The sequence below is a fragment of the Nocardia niigatensis NBRC 100131 genome (genome assembly GCF_000308655.1).
In the GTDB taxonomy this organism is placed as follows: domain Bacteria; phylum Actinomycetota; class Actinomycetes; order Mycobacteriales; family Mycobacteriaceae; genus Nocardia; species Nocardia niigatensis.
On sequence record NZ_BAGC01000063.1, the window covers coordinates 1 to 19,018 of the forward strand.

The 19,018-nt window shown below is 68.3% G+C and carries 20 protein-coding genes; 8 read left to right on the top strand and 12 right to left on the bottom strand.

Features of this window, described 5'->3' with window-relative positions:
- The 4 genes from ON33_RS42885 to ON33_RS28545 form a co-directional block, all read left to right on the top strand.
- A partial coding sequence (locus ON33_RS42885) for a hypothetical protein (RefSeq protein ID WP_218001525.1) occupies positions 1-396 on the top strand: 396 nt, incomplete at its 5' end.
- 124 nt (positions 397-520) lie between these two features.
- Positions 521-2,353 carry a glycosyltransferase family 39 protein gene (locus tag ON33_RS38660; RefSeq protein ID WP_157184772.1) on the top strand — a complete coding sequence of 611 codons (1,833 nt, stop codon included), beginning with the start codon at positions 521-523 and terminating at the stop codon, positions 2,351-2,353.
- 53 nt (positions 2,354-2,406) lie between these two features.
- Positions 2,407-3,279: an SDR family NAD(P)-dependent oxidoreductase gene (locus tag ON33_RS28540; protein WP_040862213.1), complete on the top strand. Its 873-nt coding sequence runs from the start codon at positions 2,407-2,409 to the stop codon at positions 3,277-3,279.
- A 65-nt stretch (positions 3,280-3,344) separates the two neighbouring features.
- Entirely contained in the window at positions 3,345-4,298 is a 954-nt protein-coding gene (locus ON33_RS28545; protein WP_157184773.1) for a hypothetical protein, read from the top strand.
- 29 nt (positions 4,299-4,327) lie between these two features.
- Here the strand turns inward: ON33_RS28545 and ON33_RS28550 are convergent, their stop codons facing one another.
- The 11 genes from ON33_RS28550 to ON33_RS28600 form a co-directional block, all read right to left on the bottom strand.
- Complete coding sequence (locus tag ON33_RS28550; RefSeq protein WP_157184774.1) at positions 4,328-4,528, bottom strand: hypothetical protein; 201 nt, start codon at positions 4,526-4,528, stop codon at positions 4,328-4,330.
- A 244-nt stretch (positions 4,529-4,772) separates the two neighbouring features.
- A complete protein-coding gene (gene groL, locus ON33_RS28555; RefSeq protein ID WP_040862266.1) occupies positions 4,773-6,395 on the bottom strand; it encodes a chaperonin GroEL in 1,623 nt (540 codons plus the stop codon).
- A gap of 254 nt (positions 6,396-6,649) precedes the next feature.
- Positions 6,650-6,952, bottom strand: coding sequence for a hypothetical protein (locus tag ON33_RS28560; protein WP_040862216.1), 303 nt, complete (start codon positions 6,950-6,952; stop codon positions 6,650-6,652).
- 107 nt (positions 6,953-7,059) lie between these two features.
- A complete protein-coding gene (locus tag ON33_RS28565; RefSeq protein ID WP_040862217.1) occupies positions 7,060-7,815 on the bottom strand; it encodes a Clp protease N-terminal domain-containing protein in 756 nt (251 codons plus the stop codon).
- 68 nt (positions 7,816-7,883) lie between these two features.
- Positions 7,884-9,008 (bottom strand): NAD(P)/FAD-dependent oxidoreductase, encoded by a 1,125-nt coding sequence (locus ON33_RS28570; protein WP_373281071.1) that lies wholly within the window; start codon positions 9,006-9,008, stop codon positions 7,884-7,886.
- Positions 9,009-9,093: 85 nt separating this feature from the next.
- Entirely contained in the window at positions 9,094-9,996 is a 903-nt protein-coding gene (locus tag ON33_RS28575) for an RNA polymerase sigma-70 factor (RefSeq protein WP_040862219.1), read from the bottom strand.
- 156 nt (positions 9,997-10,152) lie between these two features.
- On the bottom strand, positions 10,153-10,584 hold the full coding sequence (locus ON33_RS28580) for a hypothetical protein (protein ID WP_040862220.1): 432 nt from the start codon (positions 10,582-10,584) through the stop codon (positions 10,153-10,155).
- 115 nt (positions 10,585-10,699) lie between these two features.
- On the bottom strand, positions 10,700-11,053 hold the full coding sequence (locus ON33_RS28585; protein ID WP_040862221.1) for a UBP-type zinc finger domain-containing protein: 354 nt from the start codon (positions 11,051-11,053) through the stop codon (positions 10,700-10,702).
- Positions 11,053-12,540: an ATP-binding protein gene (locus tag ON33_RS28590; protein ID WP_040862222.1), complete on the bottom strand. Its 1,488-nt coding sequence runs from the start codon at positions 12,538-12,540 to the stop codon at positions 11,053-11,055. Before ON33_RS28590 ends, ON33_RS28585 begins: the two co-directional genes overlap by 1 nt.
- An 11-nt stretch (positions 12,541-12,551) precedes the next feature.
- Entirely contained in the window at positions 12,552-14,225 is a 1,674-nt protein-coding gene (locus ON33_RS28595; RefSeq protein ID WP_040862223.1) for an NAD(P)/FAD-dependent oxidoreductase, read from the bottom strand.
- A gap of 110 nt (positions 14,226-14,335) precedes the next feature.
- Complete coding sequence (locus tag ON33_RS28600) at positions 14,336-14,554, bottom strand: hypothetical protein (RefSeq protein ID WP_040862224.1); 219 nt, start codon at positions 14,552-14,554, stop codon at positions 14,336-14,338.
- Between the two features lie 261 nt (positions 14,555-14,815).
- Here ON33_RS28600 and ON33_RS28605 point away from each other — a divergent pair, with 261 nt between their 5' ends.
- Together ON33_RS28605 and ON33_RS28610 are read left to right on the top strand one after the other, a co-directional pair.
- Positions 14,816-15,274, top strand: a complete 459-nt coding sequence (locus tag ON33_RS28605) for an SRPBCC family protein (RefSeq protein WP_040862225.1) — start codon at positions 14,816-14,818, stop codon at positions 15,272-15,274.
- A gap of 16 nt (positions 15,275-15,290) precedes the next feature.
- The gene (locus tag ON33_RS28610; RefSeq protein WP_040862226.1) at positions 15,291-15,995 is read left to right on the top strand and encodes an SIMPL domain-containing protein; all 705 of its coding nucleotides are present in this window, start codon (positions 15,291-15,293) and stop codon (positions 15,993-15,995) included.
- A 7-nt stretch (positions 15,996-16,002) separates the two neighbouring features.
- Here the strand turns inward: ON33_RS28610 and ON33_RS28615 are convergent, their stop codons facing one another.
- Positions 16,003-17,031, bottom strand: coding sequence for a beta-ketoacyl-ACP synthase III (locus ON33_RS28615; protein WP_040862227.1), 1,029 nt, complete (start codon positions 17,029-17,031; stop codon positions 16,003-16,005).
- A gap of 283 nt (positions 17,032-17,314) precedes the next feature.
- Between ON33_RS28615 and ON33_RS28620 the strand changes: the two genes are divergently transcribed.
- Both ON33_RS28620 and pssA read left to right on the top strand, forming a co-directional pair.
- A complete protein-coding gene (locus tag ON33_RS28620; RefSeq protein ID WP_040862267.1) occupies positions 17,315-18,031 on the top strand; it encodes a phosphatidylserine decarboxylase in 717 nt (238 codons plus the stop codon).
- Positions 18,028-18,945, top strand: a complete 918-nt coding sequence (gene pssA, locus ON33_RS28625; RefSeq protein WP_040862228.1) for a CDP-diacylglycerol--serine O-phosphatidyltransferase — start codon at positions 18,028-18,030, stop codon at positions 18,943-18,945. Before ON33_RS28620 ends, pssA begins: the two co-directional genes overlap by 4 nt.
- Positions 18,946-19,018 lie beyond the last annotated feature (73 nt).

The following is a 19,018-nucleotide window of genomic DNA, read 5'->3' on the forward strand; positions in this document are numbered from 1 at the left end:
TCAGAGCCGCAATTCGCGCATGCCGCCGCATCTACTCGCCGCATTGTTCCCGGGCTTGCTCGAGTAAGGCCCGGGGTGTTGCATTCGCCTGAGCGGTGCACGACCTTTGGTGGTGCGTACGTCTGCGGGTGGTCGGTTACCAGTTCTGTCGTCGACGAGTTCGCGGAACGGCTTCCCGGTCATAAAGAAACCGACTGGCGCGTTAGTTGGCTGCCGGGCCGAGTGCTCACCCGCGCCCAGGCGATCGCCGCCATCGAATTGGCCGAGCTTCTCCTCGCCCCGGCCCATCCCGCCGAGACCGACATTCACGCCACCATCGGCGCGATCGCCGAACAGCTGGGCATCCGGCCCATCGATGCGGCCGCCACCCTCTCGGCGCGACACCCCAACGGCTGACCCGGCGTAGCCGTCCACCCCCGGGTGGGTCCCGATACGCCGTGCGGACGATTCCCGCCGGGAGCCCTCCGCCTTCGGGTGGAATTCCGTTGACTGGCACCGGGTACGAGCCCAGATTAGGGCTGTGACATGGGTAATCACACGTCCCGAACGATCCGGAATCGACTGGTCACGGTGGTTGCGCGGGCCGGCCGGCCAACCACGCTGGGCCCGGCCCGCACTACTGGGCATCGCCGTCGCCGCCGGAGTCCTCTACGCGTGGGGCATCAGCTCGCAGACACCACACCTCTACTACTCGGCCGCCGCCCGTTCGATGAGCATGAGCCCGCACAACTTCTTCTACGCGGCCTTGGACCCGGACGCGACCATCAGCATCGACAAACTGCCGGGCGCGATCTGGATCCAAGCGCTGTCGGCGCGGATCTTCGGGGCGCACACTTGGGCGTATCTCTTGCCGCAGGTCATCGAGGGCATCCTCACTGTGCTCGTGCTCTATCGGGCGGTGCGGCGACTGTCCGGTCCATACGCGGCGCTCGTCGGCGCGGCGGTCGCGGCACTGGCACCGGCGGTGGTCGCGCTCGATCGCGGCAATATCTCCGACACCCTGCTGATCCTGCTGCTGGTACTGGCCGCGGATCAGGCGGCGGCCGCGATCGTTTCCGGAAAGACGCGGAATCTGATCCTGTGCGGACTCTGCATCGGCCTCGCCTTCCAGGCGAAGATGGTGCAGGCCTGGCTGATCGTCCCGGTCGTGGCGGCGGCGATACTGGTCGCCGCGCCGAGAACCGAACTGCGGCAACGCATCACCGGCCTGGGCTGGTTCAGCGCGACCGCGCTGGTGGTGTCGCTGAGCTGGATGTCCCTGGTCAGTCTGCTGCCCGCCGGGCAGCGGCCGTACGTGGACGGCAGTCACGACAACTCACTGTTCGAGCAGGTCTTCGTCTACAACGCGGCCAGTCGCGCCAATGACGGATTCGGTGTGGGATCGGCCAACTTCACCACCGGCGGCAAGGGCACGGGGTTCCGCGCGGAACTGGTGTTGGGGCCGGACAGTCGGTTCGACCATCTTTTCGGAGGTGGAGGTGGACGGGAAACCGGGTGGTTGATTCCGCTCGCGCTCATCTGCCTGATCGCACTGGCCTGGGCTGCCCGGCGACGGCCGCGCACTGATCGCGAGACCGCCGCGCTCGTGCTGTGGGGTGGCTGGCTCGTCGTCCATCTCGCGGTCTTCCTGGTGATCGGGACGGTGAACCCCTACTACCTGGCGGTGCTCGCACCCGCGATCGGGGCCTTGATCGGTATGGGGGCCAACGCGTACCGGCAGACCGACGACCGCCGGGTGCGCGGGCTGGGGATGCTCGCGGTGGCCGCGACCGCTTGCTACGGCTGGTGGCTGTCGGCGGCAGCGCCGGGCTGGGTGCGGGCCGGGCTCGTGGTCGTCGCCATGGTGCTGATCATGGCCGCGCTGCGTGTCCGCGAATCCTGGGCAACCGCACTGCTCCTCGGCACGGCACTCGCCGCGCCTACGACGGCCGCGATGTCGGTGGTCGCGGACGGCTACGGACCACTCGACACCCCCTATGAATCGGCGCAGGCCCGTCAGGTCACGCGGGGGTTCATGGCCTCCGCCCTCACCTCGGCCCGGGAACTCGACGCACAGGTCGCGAAAATGCCCGGCCACGTGAAATATCCGCTGGTCACGTACACCTCGGCGCTGGGCTCGCCGTTCATTCTGTCCAGCGGCAGGCAGGTGCCGACCATCGGCGGCTTCACCGGCGCGGCCCCGGTGCCGACCACCGCCGAGGTCGCCCGCATGGTCGACGACGGCGAGGTCGGCCTGGTGCTGCTGACTCCCACCGATGACGACCGCGTGGTCTGGATCCGGCAACACTGCCGCGCCCTGCCCGGGGGCGGGGACGGCGCCGCGGTCCTCGCCTATACCTGCGCCCGCCACTGACACGGAATCCGAAACAGCCCCGAATCAATCTGCGGCACTTAGCATCTCTCACCATGCAGGACATCAGCGGGCTGATTCACAAGATCAAGCACGGCCTCGACACCCAGGTGAGCCTCGCGCGGCTGCGGCGACACCGCACGCTCGCGGACGCCGTAGCCGGACGCATCGTCCTGATCACCGGGGCCTCCTCCGGTATCGGACGGGTCGCCGCCACGAAACTCGGCGCGGCCGGCGCCACCGTGCTCCTGGTCGCACGCCGCGCCGGCGAACTCGAGCAGGCCGTCGCGGAGATCGAGGCCCAGGGCGGGAGGGCTGTCGCGTACCCCTGCGATCTCAATGACTTCGACGCCCTCGACGCCATGGCCGCGCAGGTGCTCGCCGACCACGGTCACGTGGACATCCTGGTGAACAATGCCGGCCGCTCCATCCGCCGCACACTCGACCAGTCCTACGACCGCTTCCACGACTACGAGCGCACCATGCGGCTCAATTACTTCGCGGCGGTGCGGCTCATCCTCGCCTTCGCCCCCGCCATGCGCGCCGGCGGCGACGGCCAAATCATCAACATCCTGTCCCTGGCCAACCTCTACGGCGGTCCCGGCTACGCCGCCTACGTCGCCTCCAAGGCCGCACTCGACTCGCTGAGCACCAGCCTCCAAGCCGAAACCCACACCGAGAACCTGCGATTCACCTCCATCTACCTCCCCCTCGTCCGCACCGACATGATCACCGCCAACCCCGTCTACCAGCAGGCCACGGCCAATGCCCTCACTCCGGAAGAAGGCGGCCAGATCATCTGCGACGCCATCATCGACCGTCCCCGCCGCCTCGCCCCGGTCATGGGTCGGGTGACCGCGTTGCTCGACAGCGTGCTGCCCGAACGCGCCGACAGCATCCGCAGCGCGCGCTTCCGCCGCGGCATGTGATCGACTGATACGAAGGCCTATTCACCGCTCCGTGCCCGTCCGCGTCCGCCGATACTGTGCGAATCGTGGGTTATGACACCAGCTATCACGCCGTGGACATGCGTCTGATCGAGCAACGCGTGTTGCCGTATCTCAGTGGCGCGGGCGGCGATCGGGACCTCGACGACCTGGTGGGATTCGCGGCCGAACAGACCAAGGTTCGGTTCCGCGCCAAGGCGTGGGCACTCGGCGCGTTGGAGGCCGCGGGTTTCGACAGCGGGTTCGAGGGCCAGCTCTACGTCTGGGGACGGCCGTTCCTGATCACCGCGCAAGCACCCGAGGACGTCGCGGACTGGGTGATCCGCTACACCCAGTGCTCGGCCGCGAACGTGGACGAGCTCGCGAGAACCGCACTGCATCAATGGGATCCAGCGCTGGCGCGCGTGACCCAGCCGGATCTCAGCGGCGGACTGCCCCCGGACGAGCAGCTGGGAACCATGGTGTCCTGGAAGATTCGGCTGCTGCGCGACGCCGCCTCGGCGCTGCGGACCGGGAAAACCGAAGTCCTCCACCCTTTCGAGAACGAAATGCACGACGCCGCCGACATTCTGACCGGCAATCTGCAATTCGCGCTGCTGGAATTCGTCTCCCGCCTGCTGCCCGGCTGGATGGACCGCGGCCGGATCTGGCCGACCGCCCTGACCATCGAAGCGGAGATGGGCTACCCGCCCGGCTTCGGCTCCAACTCCCCGCTCCTCGGCGCGCTACCCCAGATCTTCCCCCACCTCGACTGGGACTACGACCCCACCATCACCGCCAACTATATGGTCGGCGGCTACGTCGCCCCCACCGCGATCACCACCACCCGAACCATCCTGCGCGCCAACCACACCCACCTCGCGCACACCTACGACGAACCCGCCGACACCGCCCTGTCCCTCCGCAAATGGGACGAAGCCTTCGCCCTCGCGGAACGCATAGGCGGCGGCTTCGCCGAAGCCACCGAAATCTACAGCGGCATGGAAGGAAAAATGAACTAACCCTTCGCCTTCGGAAGACGAACCCGCGGTCAGCTATCCGGCAATCCGAATCGGATGCTGTGGAGCCGCTGCGGGCGCGTTCCGGACCATGCCTTGTAGCGCAGATCAGCCGGAACACCGGGCAGCAGCTTCCGCAGCGCCGCCATGGTCACGACGGCGAGTTCTTCGCCACCCTCGTAGCCGAGGATATCTGCGGGTTGATCTCTCGAGGGTGCGGCCGAGATCATCACGGCCGTAGCGCAATTCGAGTGGAACTGGAGTCGAGAAGAGCTGCCGGGCCTGATCGCGCGGATGGGTAGGACCGACTCACACCGCGAGACCAACGGCGACCACCGACACCCTCGTATCGAGCGTGAAAAGAGCTGGGCCCGCTCACTGTCGCCATCCCTCTCACCCGGATCTTCGAAGCACTGGGCCCGGTCACCGTGAGGTGACCGGGCCCAGTGTGTTCAAAACCGTTGCCGGAGGCGAGGACTAGAAGTCCATGCCGCCCATGCCACCGGTCGGGTCGCCCGCGGGGGCGGCCTTCTCCGGCTTGTCGGCGACGACGGCCTCGGTGGTCAGGAACAGGGCCGCGATGGAGGCCGCGTTCTGCAGGGCCGAGCGGGTGACCTTGACCGGGTCGGCAACGCCGGCGGCCAGCAGGTCGACGTACTCGCCGGACTCGGCGTTCAGGCCGTGGCCCGCCGGGAGGTTCGAGACCTTCTCGGCGACAACGCCCGGCTCCAGGCCGGCGTTGAAGGCGATCTGCTTCAGCGGGGCGGACAGCGCGACGCGGACGATGTTCGCGCCGGTGGCCTCGTCACCCGACAGGGACAGTGCATCGAGGGCCGGGGCGGCCTGCAGCAGCGCCACGCCACCACCGGCGACGATGCCCTCTTCGACGGCGGCCTTCGCGTTGCGGACGGCGTCCTCGATGCGGTGCTTGCGCTCCTTGAGCTCGACCTCGGTCGCGGCACCGGCCTTGATGACCGCAACACCGCCGGCCAGCTTGGCCAGGCGCTCCTGCAGCTTCTCACGGTCGTAGTCCGAGTCCGAGTTCTCGATCTCGGTGCGGATCTGCGCGACACGGCCCTTGATGGCCTCCAGGTCGCCCGCGCCCTCGACGATGGTGGTCTCGTCCTTGGTGACGACGACCTTGCGGGCCTGGCCCAGCAGCTCCAGACCGGCGGTCTCCAGGGAGAGGCCGACCTCTTCGCTGATGACCTCGCCACCGGTCAGGATGGCGATGTCGGCCAGCATGGCCTTGCGGCGGTCACCGAAGCCCGGGGCCTTGACGGCGATGGACTTGAAGGTGCCACGGATCTTGTTGACGACCAGGGTCGACAGGGCCTCGCCCTCGACGTCCTCGGCGATGATCAGCAGCGGCTTGCCGGCCTGGATGACCTTCTCCAGCAGCGGCAGCAGGTCCTTGACGGTCGAGATCTTCGAGCCGACGAGCAGGATGTACGGGTCCTCGAGGACCGCTTCCTGACGCTCGGGGTCGGTCACGAAGTAACCGGAGATGTAGCCCTTGTCGAAGCGCATGCCCTCGGTCAGCTCCAGCTGGAGACCGAAGGTGTTGCTCTCCTCGACGGTGATGACGCCTTCCTTGCCGACCTTGTCCATGGCCTCGGCGATCAGCTCACCGATGGACGAGTCGCCCGCCGAGATACCGGCGGTGGCAGCGATCTGCTCCTTGGTCTCGACCTCCTTGGCGGTGTCGAGCAGCGAGGCGGTGACGGCCTCGACGGCCTTCTCGATGCCGCGCTTCAGGCCGAGCGGGTTGGCGCCGGCGGCCACGTTGCGCAGGCCCTCACGGACCAGCGCCTGGGCCAGCACGGTGGCGGTGGTGGTGCCGTCACCCGCGACGTCGTCGGTCTTCTTCGCAACTTCCTTGACGAGCTCCGCGCCGATCTTCTCGTACGGGTCCTCGAGCTCGATTTCCTTGGCGATGGAGACACCATCGTTGGTGATGGTGGGGGCGCCCCACTTCTTCTCCAGCACCACGTTGCGGCCCTTGGGGCCCAGGGTCACCTTGACAGCGTCGGCGAGGCTGTTAAGGCCACGCTCGAGTCCGCGGCGAGCCTCTTCGTCGTACGCAATTGTCTTGGCCATTGCGTTGAGATCCTCCAGATCAGGGATGGGCATGATCTGGTCAGGTTCGGTGCCCGCGACGGACGACCCGGCTCATTTGGTGAAATACAGCCCGGCCTCACCGTTCCGACCTAGCACTCACAGGTATGGAGTGCCAAAACCATTTCTAGCACTCACCCCCGACGAGTGCAAGGTTGTGGAGAACCAGTCGCGAGGTTGCCCGGGAACCGGAGAATGGCCGCACGAGTCGCCTCGGCGGCCGGGTCTCGTGAGGACTACGAGAAGTGGGAACGGTCGTCTACGCGGAGCAGGAGCGCGATCAGGGCGTCGGTGCGGCGTTCCTCCGGGGTGCGGGGTTCGCCGTGCTCGACAGTGACGAGTTCGGCATCCTGCAGGAGAAGTTCGGCCTCGATGCGCATGATGGCCCGGATGAACGGTGGCGCGACCTCGGGCGGGAGGTCTCCGTTCACGATGTAGCCGCCGTCCGGCGCGTCCTCGGTGGAGACATGACTGAGCGCGCGCAGCAGATCGGCGCGCTTTTCCCCCGCAACTAGGTCGGAACCCTCGTCGCCCGGCATTCCACAATCGTATCTGCCGCATCACGCACACCAGGGGACCCGGTTACGCGGGAGCGGGCGCGCGCCCTACATCACCAGGTCGGCAGCATGGCGGAGCGACACGCGGACTACTGCGCGTCCGGGGCGGGCGCCGTCACTCCGGGCACCGGCAGCGAATCCAGCAGCTCCGCGATATCGGCCTGGACGGAATCCTTGTCCAGGCCCAGACCGGACAGGACGCCGGAACCGTTCTCCTGGTCGAGCAGGGCCAGCAGCAGGTGTTCGGTGCCGATGTAGTTGTGGCCCAGCCGCAGCGCCTCACGGAAGGTCAGCTCGAGGGCCTTGCGGGCCTGCGCGTCGAATGGGATGAGCGCGGGCACCGGGTCACCGGTGGCGGCGGGCAGGGCGGCCACGGCCACCCGGCGGACGGCGTCTGCCGAGATGCCCCTGGACTGAATGACCTTGACCGCGAGCGATTCCGGTTCGGCGAGCAACCCCAGCACCAGGTGTTCGGGGCGGGTTTCGAGATTGCCGACGGCCCGGGCCTCCTCCTGGGCGGCCATCACCACGTGGCGGGCGCGCGGCGTGAAGCGGGCGAAGCCGGCATTGGGGTCGAGGACGGCGGCCTGGCTCGCGTCCGCGGGGGTCTTCGGCACGAAGCGCTTCTGGGCGGCCTGCTTGGTGACGCCCATGCTCTGCCCGATATCGGTCCAGGAGGCGCCGGAGCGGCGGGCCTGGTCGACGAAGTGGCCGATCAGATGGTCGGCCACCTCGCCGATGTGGTTGCCGAGGACCACGGCGTCGGAGAGCTGTTCGAGCACGTCGCCGGGCCGGGCCTGCTTGATGCCGTCGATCAGGTCGTCGAGGCGGATGGAGTTCGTCATGCGTCAACTCTAGGTTGACTATAATGCATTGGTCAACCATTGGTTGACGATCCGCCTGGTCGTGTCGATCAGGGTTTCGCGGCCCGCCCCACCCCGCTCACGATCTGCTCCTTGATCCAGGCCGCCGTGCGACCGGTCAGCACCGTGCTGCCGTTGGAATCGTCGGCCTTCATGAGCTGGACCAGCCCGTCGCGGCGGCCCAGGCTCATGCACGTCAGCACGAAGCGGACCCGGTAGGGCGCGGGCTGCTTGCCGCGCACCCGGGCGGCCACGGCCGCGCCGAGGTACTTGCCCGCCGGCTGCGCGGCCTGGCAGGACATCCGCGCCTCGCGTCCGTTGTGCCCGAGCATGACCGCCGCGTCACCGACCGCGTACACGTCCGGGAGGCCCCGCACCTGCAGCCGCTCGTCGACCAGGACCCGGTCGCGCGCGTCCACCGGCAGGCCGGAGCGAGCCGCCACCTCGGGGACCGTGAAACCCGTTGTCCAGAGCACGGTGTCGGCGTCGACGCGGTCGCCGTCCACCAGTTCGAGACCCGTCGCGGTCACCGCCGCCACCTTGGCGACGCGCACCCGGACGCCGAGGCGGTCCAGGGTGGCGCGAATGTGCGCGACGGCCTTGGGGATCAGCCAGCCGCCCGGCTCGTCCGAGCTCACCAGCAGCACCTCGAGGTCGGGGCGCGATTCGGCCAGTTCGGTCGCGGCCTCGATACCCGTCGCGCCGCCGCCCACCACCGCCACCCGGCCGCTGAGCGCGGGAATCCGGTGCGTGTCTTCGGAAGTCGCGATCGTGCAGGCGAATTCGGCGGCGCCGGGCACCATGCCGAGATCGGCGCGGCTGCCGAGGGCGTAGATCAGCGAGTCGTATTCGACGGCGTCACCGGAGGCGAGTTCGACCCGGCGGGCGGCGGTGTCGATGCGCTCGGCGCGGCCGTTGACGAACTCGATGCCCTTGGCGGCCAGGGTATTTCGCAGTTCCCAGCGCGGCACGTGCTGGCCGGCGACGACCTGGTGCAGCCGCACCCGGTCGACGAATTCGGTGTGCAGGTCGATCACGGTGACCCGCGCGCCCTTGGCCTTCACTGCCTGCTGCGCCGCGGCCAGCCCCGCATAACCCGCGCCCAGTACGACGATTCGATGTTGCCCGGTCATGAGAGTGCTCCTTGCTTCCCGGCCCCGCTCGGTGGCCGACACCCTCTAGACCGGACGGCCCCGCGATCCCTGACAGGTCCCGGCCATGTCCTGCGTCACATGCCGATTCGCGGCGCGGAAACCGCCGTTATCCGGCGGTTTCGTCGGTGAGTGCCCGTTCGGCGCGGGCGAAGTGGGCCAGCTTGTCCGGGTTCACCACGAGCTGGATCGAGGCGATCGAGGCACCGGCGAAATCGGCCGACACGATGCCCATCACGGTCCCGTCCAGGCGGGCGACGAAGGCCGGTGCGGCATTGACCTCCTCGACCGTGAAGGTGAGGCCTCGCATCTTGGTGAACAGCCCCAGCAGGTAGCGGGCCACGTTCGCGGCGCCGACGATGGGCCGCTTGGCCGCGTGGACCTTCGTGCCGCCGTCGGCCACGGCCACGATATCGGCGGTGAACATGGCCTCGAGCGCGGCCAGATCACCGGATTGCGCTGCGGCGAGGAACTTCTCGACCAATTCGCGCGCGTGCGCGGGCGCGCATTCGAAGCGCGGCCGCTCCTCGTGCACGCGGTGGGTGGCGCGGCGGAACACCTGCTGCGAGTTGGCCTCGGTGAGGTCGAGCATGTCGGCGATCTCACGGTGCGCGTAGCCGAAGGCCTCGCGGAGCACGAAGACGGCGCGTTCGGTGGGGCTGAGTCGCTCGGCCAGCGTCAGGAAGGCGATCGACACCAGTTCCCGCTGCTCGGCCGATTCCAGCGGGCCGAGCTGCCCGTGGCCGGTCGGGACCGGTTCTGGCAGCCACGGGCCGACGTAGGTCTCGCGGCGGGCGCGGGCCGAATCCAGCCAGGTGCGGCAGAGATTCACCAGGATGGTGGTCAACCAGGCTTCGGCGGAGCGGATGTCGGCGCGGTCGGTGCCGTCCCAGCGCAGGTAGGTCTCCTGGACGGCGTCCTCGGCCTCGGCGGCCGACCCGAGCATGCGGTAGGCCATGGCGAACAGCCTCGGCCGATGCCGCTCGAATTCGACCAGCCCATCGGCATCCATCCGTACCCCAGTCCTCGTCGTACGCAATCGTTTGAGGACGATACGCCTCCGACCGGCCGCCGAGACGGTGAGCATCCACACGCGCCCACCGTGCGCCCCGCGACCGACGAAGCACTGACGACCGGCCGAGAGCGCGCGGAACCGGTACGCGGATCGCTACTTGGGCGCCACCCGGATCGCCACGGCGACCGGCGTATTCGAATACGCCGAGGCCAGGCAGGCCAGTTTGGCGGTACCCAGCGCCACGTTCGGGCTGCCGTCCAGGAACGACCCCGGGTTGGCGGCCAGGACCTGGTCGATCACCTGCTTCTCCGCGTCATCGCTGAGATCGCGGAAGTCGCCGCAGGTGGTCTGGGCGCCGGCGGGCGCGGTCGTCTTCTTGGCGGCCGTGGCGCTGGCGGGGGCCTCGGCGGGCGGCTGTACCGGGGGCGCGGCCGTGGTGGAAGCGACCGCGCCGGCGGTTCTGGCCGCCGTGGTGGTCCCGGCCTGCTCGAGACTGTTCGCATCACTGGTTTTGTCCGAACCACAACCGGCGAGAGTCAACGCCATCGCACCGGCGGCGAGGGCGACGATCGAAAGACGCTTCATACCCTGCTTTCCGAACTTTCCCGAGAGTGCCAGGCACCGGACCGGTCCGGCGTCCGCAGCAGCGTACCCGCCCCCGGCAACTCCCGGAAGAAGAAGTCCAGACCCATCGGTTTGGTCAGTGCAGGTGCCGCTGCCAGTCGGCGGGCACCCGGCCCTGCGGGCCGGGCACCGGCTGGTCGAGTGGATGCGCGTGTGGCGGCGCGAGTTCCGGACCGCCCTCGTACATCTCCTTGTTCTGGAAGTTGTAGTACCAATCCTCACCCGGTTCGAAACTCTGGATGAACGGGTGCCCGGTGCTCTCGAAGTGCTTGGTGCCGTGCTGATTCGGCGACATGTCGCAGCAGCCGATGTGCCCGCACTGCGCGCACCGGCGCAGATGCACCCACCAGCCGCCGGCGGCATCGCATTCGACGCAACCGGATCCGCTGGGCGCGACGCTGGGGTCGATGCCTTCGATCTGTTCGGTCATCAGAGGCCTTCCGTAGTGGACTGCGCTGCTTCGAGAGTGGACTGGGTCGCTTCCGGCGCGGTCGCCTCGAGCGGCAGCCGGACGATGAAACGCGTGTTCCCGGGCTCGGATTCGACGCGGATGTCGCCGTGATGCTTGTTGACCACGATCCGGAACGAGATGTCGAGCCCGAGCCCCGTGCCCTCGCCCACCGGTTTGGTGGTGAAGAACGGCTCGAAGATCCGGGTGCGGATCTCCTCCGGGATGCCGGGACCCGTGTCGCCGATTTCCACTGCGGCGCAGTCGTTCTCACGGTAGGTGCGGACGGTGAGGGTGCCGCGCCCGCCCATGGCGGAGACGGCGTTGTCGATCAGGTTGGTCCACACCTGGTTGAGCTCGGCGGCGTAGCACGGCACCTGCTGCAGCGCCGGATCGTATTCCTTGACCACCGTGATGTCGTCGCCGATCTTGCGGGCCAGCATGACCAGCGTGCTGTCGAGCAGTTCCCGCAGGTCCACCACCTGGAACGGGGCCCGGTCCATCTGCGAGTACTGCTTGGCCGCGTTCACCAGCGAGGAGATCCGGTTGGTCGAGTCGGTGATCTCGTTCATCAGCAGCTCGGTCTCGACCGTGTAGTTGAGCCAGCGCATGGCCGCCTCGAAAACGTCACCGCCGCAACCGGACAGGGTGCCGTGCACCTTCTCCATCCAGTCGATGTCGAAACCCGCCTGCACGAAGTTCGGCGCGATGTCCCAGCCGTTGGAGACGCCGTGGTCCTCGAGCCAGTCGCCCAGTTCGTCCTCGCGGTCGGCGGCCTCCAGCGGGGTCAGTGCCGGAGCCTTGGCGACCTGCGCGGCCGCCTCCTCCTGCAGCTGCGCCAGCGCCTCCAGGGTCTCGGAGTTGAACTTGCCGTGCGCCATCATTTTCAGCTTGTGCCGCATGCCCGCGACCCGCTCGCGCAGCGAGGAAGTGGCGCGCACCGCGGCGGCGGCCGGATTGTTCAGCTCGTGGGTCAGGCCCGCCGAGAGGGAGCCCAGCGCCAGCAGCCGTTCCCGCTGGCCGATGCGCTCATTGGCATTGCGGTTGCCGAAGAAGACGCCCTCCAGCAGGTGCAGCGCCATCGGGAACCATTCCTGCATCATCTTCGCGAAGGTCCCGGCGTCCAGCACGAAGAACTTGGACGGCCGGGTCACGTAGAACGAGGCGGTGTAGGTCTGCTCGACCTTGTCGCCCATGTAGGCGGTCCACGCGCCCGAGTAGGAGCCGACGTGCTCGGTGTGGACGAGTTCGATCTCCTCGCCGCCCGACATCTTGGTCATCCGGACCTCGCCGTCCATGAGGACGTAGAAGCAGGTGGCCGGGTCGCCCTCGCGGAAAACCAGTCCGGGCTCGAACATCTCGACCCGGCCGTCCTTGCACAACCAGGCCAGTTGCTCGTCGTCGAGCTGCTCGAACAGGAACAGCTTGCGCAGTTCGTTCGGGTCACAGATCAATCGGGTGTTGCCCATGTGCGCTACTCCTACTGTTTCGCGAGCCAGCGGTGCACCAGCATGACGGCCATGGCGCCCTCGCCGACCGCGGAGGCCACCCGCTTCGCCGATTCCGACCGCACGTCGCCGGCCACGAACACGCCGGGCACGCTGGTCTCCAGATGCTGTGGGGGACGCGGCAATTCCCAGCCCGCGGGCCGTTCGCCGTCGACCATGAGATCCGGTCCGGCCAGCACGTAGCCGGCTTCGTCGCGCTTGACGATGCCTTCGAGCCAGTCGGTTTCGGGGGCCGCGCCGATGAACAGGAACAAACGCTCGGCGTCCACCTTTTCTTCCGCGCCGGTAGTGTTGTCGCGCAACACGATCCGCTCCAGGTGGTCGTCGCCGTCGGCGGACACCACCTCGGTGCGGGTGTGCACCTGGATGTTCGGGATCTGCGCGATCTGCTGAATCAGGTAGTGCGACATGGAGGCTTCCAGCGACGCGCCGCGCACCAGGATGTGCACGGTGCGAGCCCGCCGGGACAGGAACACCGCCGCCTGGCCCGCCGAATTCGCGCCGCCGACGATGTAGACGTCCTTGCCGGCGCAGTCGCTGGCCTCGGTCATGGCCGAGCCGTAGTAGACTCCGCGGCCGGTGTACTCGTCCACGCCGGGCGCCGGGTGGTGGCGGTAGTTGACGCCGGTGGCGATGAGCACCGAGTGCGCGGCGACGCTGCCGCCGTCGGCGAAGCGCACCACGCGCGCGGCGCCGCACGCCTCGAGGGCCACCACTTCCCGCGCGGTGATCAGCTCGGCCCCGAACTTCACGGCCTGCCGGCGGGCCCGGTCGGCCAGCTGCGCGCCGGACAGGCCATCGGGGAAGCCCAGGTAATTCTCGATGCGGGAGCTCTGCCCGGCCTGACCACCGGTGGCGGTGCGCTCGACCAGCACCGTGCGCAGCCCCTCCGACGCGCCGTAAACCGCCGCGCCGAGACCGGCCGGGCCGCCACCGACCACGATCAGGTCGTAGAAGTCGCTGGAGGCGTCGGTGTTCAGGCCGACCCCCTCGGCCAGCTGCGCGTCGGTGGGCATGATCAGCACCTCGCCGCCGGGGTTGATGATCACCGGGCACTGGTCCTCGGTGGCATTGGCGGCGGTCAGCAGCCGAGCCCCCTCGGGCTCGTCCACCTGGTACCAGCGATACGGCAACTGGTTGCGCGCCAGGAACTCCCGCACCTCCGAGCAGCGGGCCGACCAGCGGTGGCCCACCACCTTGGTCTCGGTCACGGGCTTGTGCTCGTCCCCGCGCCAGGCCTCCAGCAGGGCGTCGACGACCGGGTAGAGCTTCTCCTCCGGCGGATCCCACGGCTTGAGCAGGTAGTGGTCCAGGTCGACCACGTTGATGGCCTCGATGGCGGCATTGGTGTCCGCGTACGCGGTCAGCAGCACGCGGCGCGCGTACGGGTGCAGGTCCATGGCCTGCTCCAGGAATTCGACGCCGTTCATCCCGGGCATGCGGTAATCGGCGATCATGACCGCGACCGGCTGGCCGCGCAGTTTCATCTCACGGAGCGCCTCGAGCGCGTCGGCACCGGACTCCGCCCGCAGAATCCGGTAGTCCGCCCCGTACCGGCGGCGCAGGTCCCGCACGACCGCGCGCGAGACGCCAGGATCGTCGTCGACGCTGAGGATGGCCGGCTTCGCGGCAGCTGGTGAAGTCACCTATCGAGTATGGAATGACGGGGCAAGCCCGCGAAGGCCAGACCATGCCAATTTCGCGACAAGCACAAACGGCTTGGTCGCGGGGAAGCCAGCGTCACCAGCACTCGGATTCAAATCCGGTGGTGCTGAACGAGATCCATTTCGGTCGGCGTGAGTAATCGTTCGAGTCGTTCCTCGAGGTCGCCATTGCCCTTGCGCCGGGTGCGCTTCGGGGACTTGTCGTTCGGAGACTTGTCGGGCGTCATGGACTCCGCATCGGTACCGGACTCTTCGGCAGGAAGGAGCGGGACCGTGTTGGTCTCGAGATGCAGGAGCGAACGCAGGTTCACGGCCGATCACCTCACGTTTCCCAATCGGAAGCTGGTGGCGGTGTCTGTTGCTTCGTCTATCCGATATTGTGCGCCGCTCATTACATTTCGGACATCAACACCCCCGTAATGTGATCTAGTTGGGTTTCAACCGCGAAATGAACCTGGGGTACATCCGATACGTGCCGGTGGGGAGTGGTGATCCACGCCACGGACCCGAGGTGATCCACGCCACCCGATCTAGGATGCGTGGTACCGACCGTCACATCCCCGGAGGCAACGTTGCCGAACACTCTCGAAGCCAGCATCGACATTGCGGCAGCACCGGAACAGGTCTGGAGCGTCGTCTCCGATCTCAAGCGCATCCGCGAATTCAGCCCGCAGACCCTGCGCATGCAGCCGCTGGGCCGCGGGGTGCACACCGGCACCTGGACGGTGAACCTCAACAAGGCCAAGGGCTACGTCTACCCGACCACGTCCAAGGTGGTGCGATTCGAGCCGAATCACGTGATCGCCTTCCGCATGACCGAGAACCGGACCGTCTGGAGCTACACCCTCGAGCCCACCGCGGACGGCGGCACCAGACTGGTTCAGCGGCGCGACGTCCCCAACGGCAAGCTGCCCCGGTGGCTGCAGTTCACCATCGACACCGTCTTCGGCGGTGAGCAGCCCTTCGAAGGCGCGCTCGTGGACGGCATGCACGAAACCCTCGGGAAGATCAAGCAAACCGTGGAGCGCTGAGCGTAGGTTCGGGCCCATGCGACGACTGACAGCGATCTGCGCCGCCACGGCCGGTGTCGCGCTCGTACTCACCGGCTGCGGCAGCTCCGGCTCGTCGGGCGACCGCACGGTCACCGTCACCGGTACCGGAAAGGTCCAGGGCACACCGGATGTGCTCAATGCCGACCTCGGCACCGAGGTGAGCGCGACCGACGTGTCCGCGGCCGTGAACCAGGCCAACGACAAGGCCAAGGCGATCACCGACGCCATGGTCGCCGCCGGGGCCAAGCGCGAGGACGTCAAGACCAGCGACCTGTCCGTGCAGCCCAGCTACGGAACCGACGGGCACAACATCACCGGCTATCGCGCCACCAACACCATGCACGTGGCCGTACGGGATCTGGCGAAGGCTTCGGGCATCCTGTCGGCGGCGGTGCAGGCGGGCGGCAACGACACCCGCGTCAACTCGGTGGCCTTCGGGCTGGAGGACAACACCAAGCTGCTGTCCGACGCGCGCGCCCGGGCCTTCGACGACGCCAGGAACCGCGCCCAGCAGTACGCGGACCTGGCCGGGCTGAAGCTGAAAACGGTCAAGACCATCAGCGAAAACGGCAGCGGCGCAACGCCTACGCCGACACCGATGTACCGGGACACCGCCCCGGGGGCGGCGCCCAACGTCAATCTCGAGCCAGGCCAGCAGACGGTCACGTTCACGGTGACCGCCGTCTGGGACCTGGGCTAGCTGCGGTCTACTTCCAGTTGGGCAGCTGAACCACCTGGGCGGCCCAGGACAGCCCCGCCCCGAAGGCGATGAGCAGAGCGGTGCCGCCGGGTTTGGCGTCGCCCTTGCGCATCATGGACTCCATGGCCAGCGGGATGGAGGCCGCGGAGGTGTTGCCGGCCTCCTCGATGTCATTGGCGAGCGCGCAACTCTCGGGGAGTTTCAGCACCCGCGCCATGATCTCGATGATGCGCCCGTTGGCCTGGTGCGGAACCATCGCGTCGAGATCGTCGGTGGTCAGGCCCGCGCGTTCGATGGCGTTCCGGCAGACCTTCTCCAAAGAGTGCGCGGCCCAGCGGAAGACGGCCGTGCCCTCCATGGCGAGGTAGGGCCGGACGGCGTCGAGACCCTTCTCCTCGATCTCGGCGAAGAACTCCATCCAGTCCTTGTCCTGGCGGATGGCGTGGTGCTGGGTGCCGTCGGATCCCCAGACGGTCGGGCCGATGCCCGGTTCGTCGGAGGGGCCGATGACCACCGCGCCCGCGCCGTCGGCGAAGAGGAAGGCGGTGCCGCGATCCTTCGGGTTGACCGTCTGCGTCAGCTTCTCCACGCCGATCGCCAGCACGTACCGGGCGGTGCCGCCCTTGACCAGATCCGAGGCCACGGCGACCGCGTGGCAGAAGCCTGCGCAGCCGGCCGAGACATCGAAGGCGGCCACCGTGTTCAAGCCGAGCGCGGTGGCTACCTGCGGCGCCGCGGCGGGCGTGAGCAGTAGCCAGGTGGATGTCGCGACGATGACGCAGTCGATCTGACTCGCGTCGATCTCCGCGGCCTCGATGGCGTCGCGCGCGGCCGCGGCGCTCATGCTGACGATCGTCTCCTCGGGGGAGGCGAAGCGCCGGGTGCGGATGCCGGAGCGCGTCCGGATCCACTCATCGCTGGAATCTATCGGCCCCGCCACCTCGTCATTGGTGACGATCCGCTCCGGCCGGTACACGCCGAGCCCGAGCATTGCCGTGTGCTCTGCCCCGTTGATCGAGGCGATTCGAGCAGCCATTGGTTCTCTCCTATGTACTGCGCGTCGAACGTGACCTTCATCGGGTTCCTCACCCCCCGCGGACCCACGATGCCGCAGACATGAGGCTCCCTCATCTTAATCGCGTTAGCCTCTCATGCGAGTGGTTCCGATCACAATCGAGGGGTCCCACCGGTTGGCGCACAGGCTCTCCGGAGGCCCCGTACGGGCGTTCGGTCACCGAGAACGCGAGCGTCGAACCCGCTTCCCGTATCGTGTGATCGCGGTCCCTGACCGCATCTACCCGCGCATGAAAGAGGAGCCTGTGGCCCGCCGACCCACCCCGCCCGGCACTCCGGAACAGACCGGCCTCGGCCACGTCGCCGACCTGGTCCGCAAAGCCGTTCCGCCGCTGCATCCGGCAGGTCTGCCGTTCGTGGCCGCACCACTGGCGGTGGCCACGCTCGGCTATCGGCGAAAGTGGCTGCGTCGCACAGGTTTGCTGGCGGCCGCGGCCTGCGCCGGTTTCTTCCGGCACCCGCACCGGGTGCCGCCGAACCGCGCCGGTGTCGTGGTGGCCCCCGCCGACGGTGAGGTCGCCCTGGTCGACACCGCGGTGCCGCCGGCCGAACTCGGCCTGGGCGACGCGCCGCTGCCGCGGGTGAGCATCTTCCTGTCGGTGCTGGACGTGCATGTGCAGCGAGTGCCGGTGAGCGGCCTGGTGGAGCAGGTCGTCTACCAGAAGGGCAAGTTCGTCTCGGCCGACCTGCCCGAGGCCAGCGACCGCAACGAGCGCAACAGCGTGGTCATCGAGACCGCCTCCGGGCAGCGCGTGGTGGTCGTGCAGATCGCCGGGCTGCTGGCGCGCCGCATCGTGTGCGAGGCCACGGCCGGCGACAAGCTGAACATCGGCGACACCTACGGCCTGATCCGGTTCGGTTCACGCGTGGACACCTATTTCCCCGCCGGGACCAGGCCGCTGGTCACCCCCGGACAGCGCACCATCGGTGCGGAAACGGTGCTGGCCGAACTGGATTCATGATGGAGCAACTCGCGCCCACGCCGAACGCGCGTCGCCGCAACCGCACGATCCGGCTGCTGCCGAGCATGGTGACCATCCTGGGATTGTGCTCGGGCCTGTCGGCGGTGAAGTTCGGCATCGAGGGCAAGCTGGGGATCGCGCTGGCGCTGGTCGGCGCGGCCGCGGTCTTCGACATGCTGGACGGGCGCATCGCCCGCATGCTGGACGCCACCACCAAGATGGGCGCGGAACTGGATTCGCTGTCGGACGCCATCGCGTTCGGCGTCACGCCCGCCCTGGTGCTGTACGTGACCTTCCTGCACGCCGACAGCATCGGCTGGATCCTGGCGCTGATGTTCGCGGTCTGCATGGTGTTGCGGCTGGCCCGCTTCAACACGCTGATGGACGACGACAATCGCCCGGACTGGCAGCGGGAGTACTTCACCGGGGTGCCCGCGCCGGCGGGCGCGCTGATCGTGCTGACGCCCATCGCGCTGTCCGAGCAGTTCGGCGACGGCTGGTGGGTCAGTTTCCCGGTGGTGGCGGTGTGGACGGTGCTGACCGGACTGCTGTGTGTGAGCACGCTGCCCACGCTGGCCGTCAAGTCGGTGTCGGTGCCTCCGCGTACCGCGCCCCTCCTGCTGGTGCTGGTCGCCCTGGCCGCCGCGCTGCTGGTCACCTACCCGCTGATCCTGATGATGGCGCTGGTCGTGCTGTACCTGGGTCACATCCCGTTCGCGGTGCATTCCGCGCGCTGGGTGGCGGCCCGGCCCGAGACCTGGAACCACAAGCCCGCCGAGCGCCGCGCCCAGCGCAAGGCTCAGCGCCGCCAGCGCCCGCTGGCCGGGCGGGTGCCGCGGGTGTCGACGGCACGGCTGCGGCTGCGCCGCCCGGGTGGTCCACGCGATCGGGTGACCGATCACGCCCAGCGCTGAGACCAACGCCGGAGCCGCGAGGCACACCCGCGGCCGGACGCCGGTTCGAACCCACGGTTGGGCCGCAATTCAC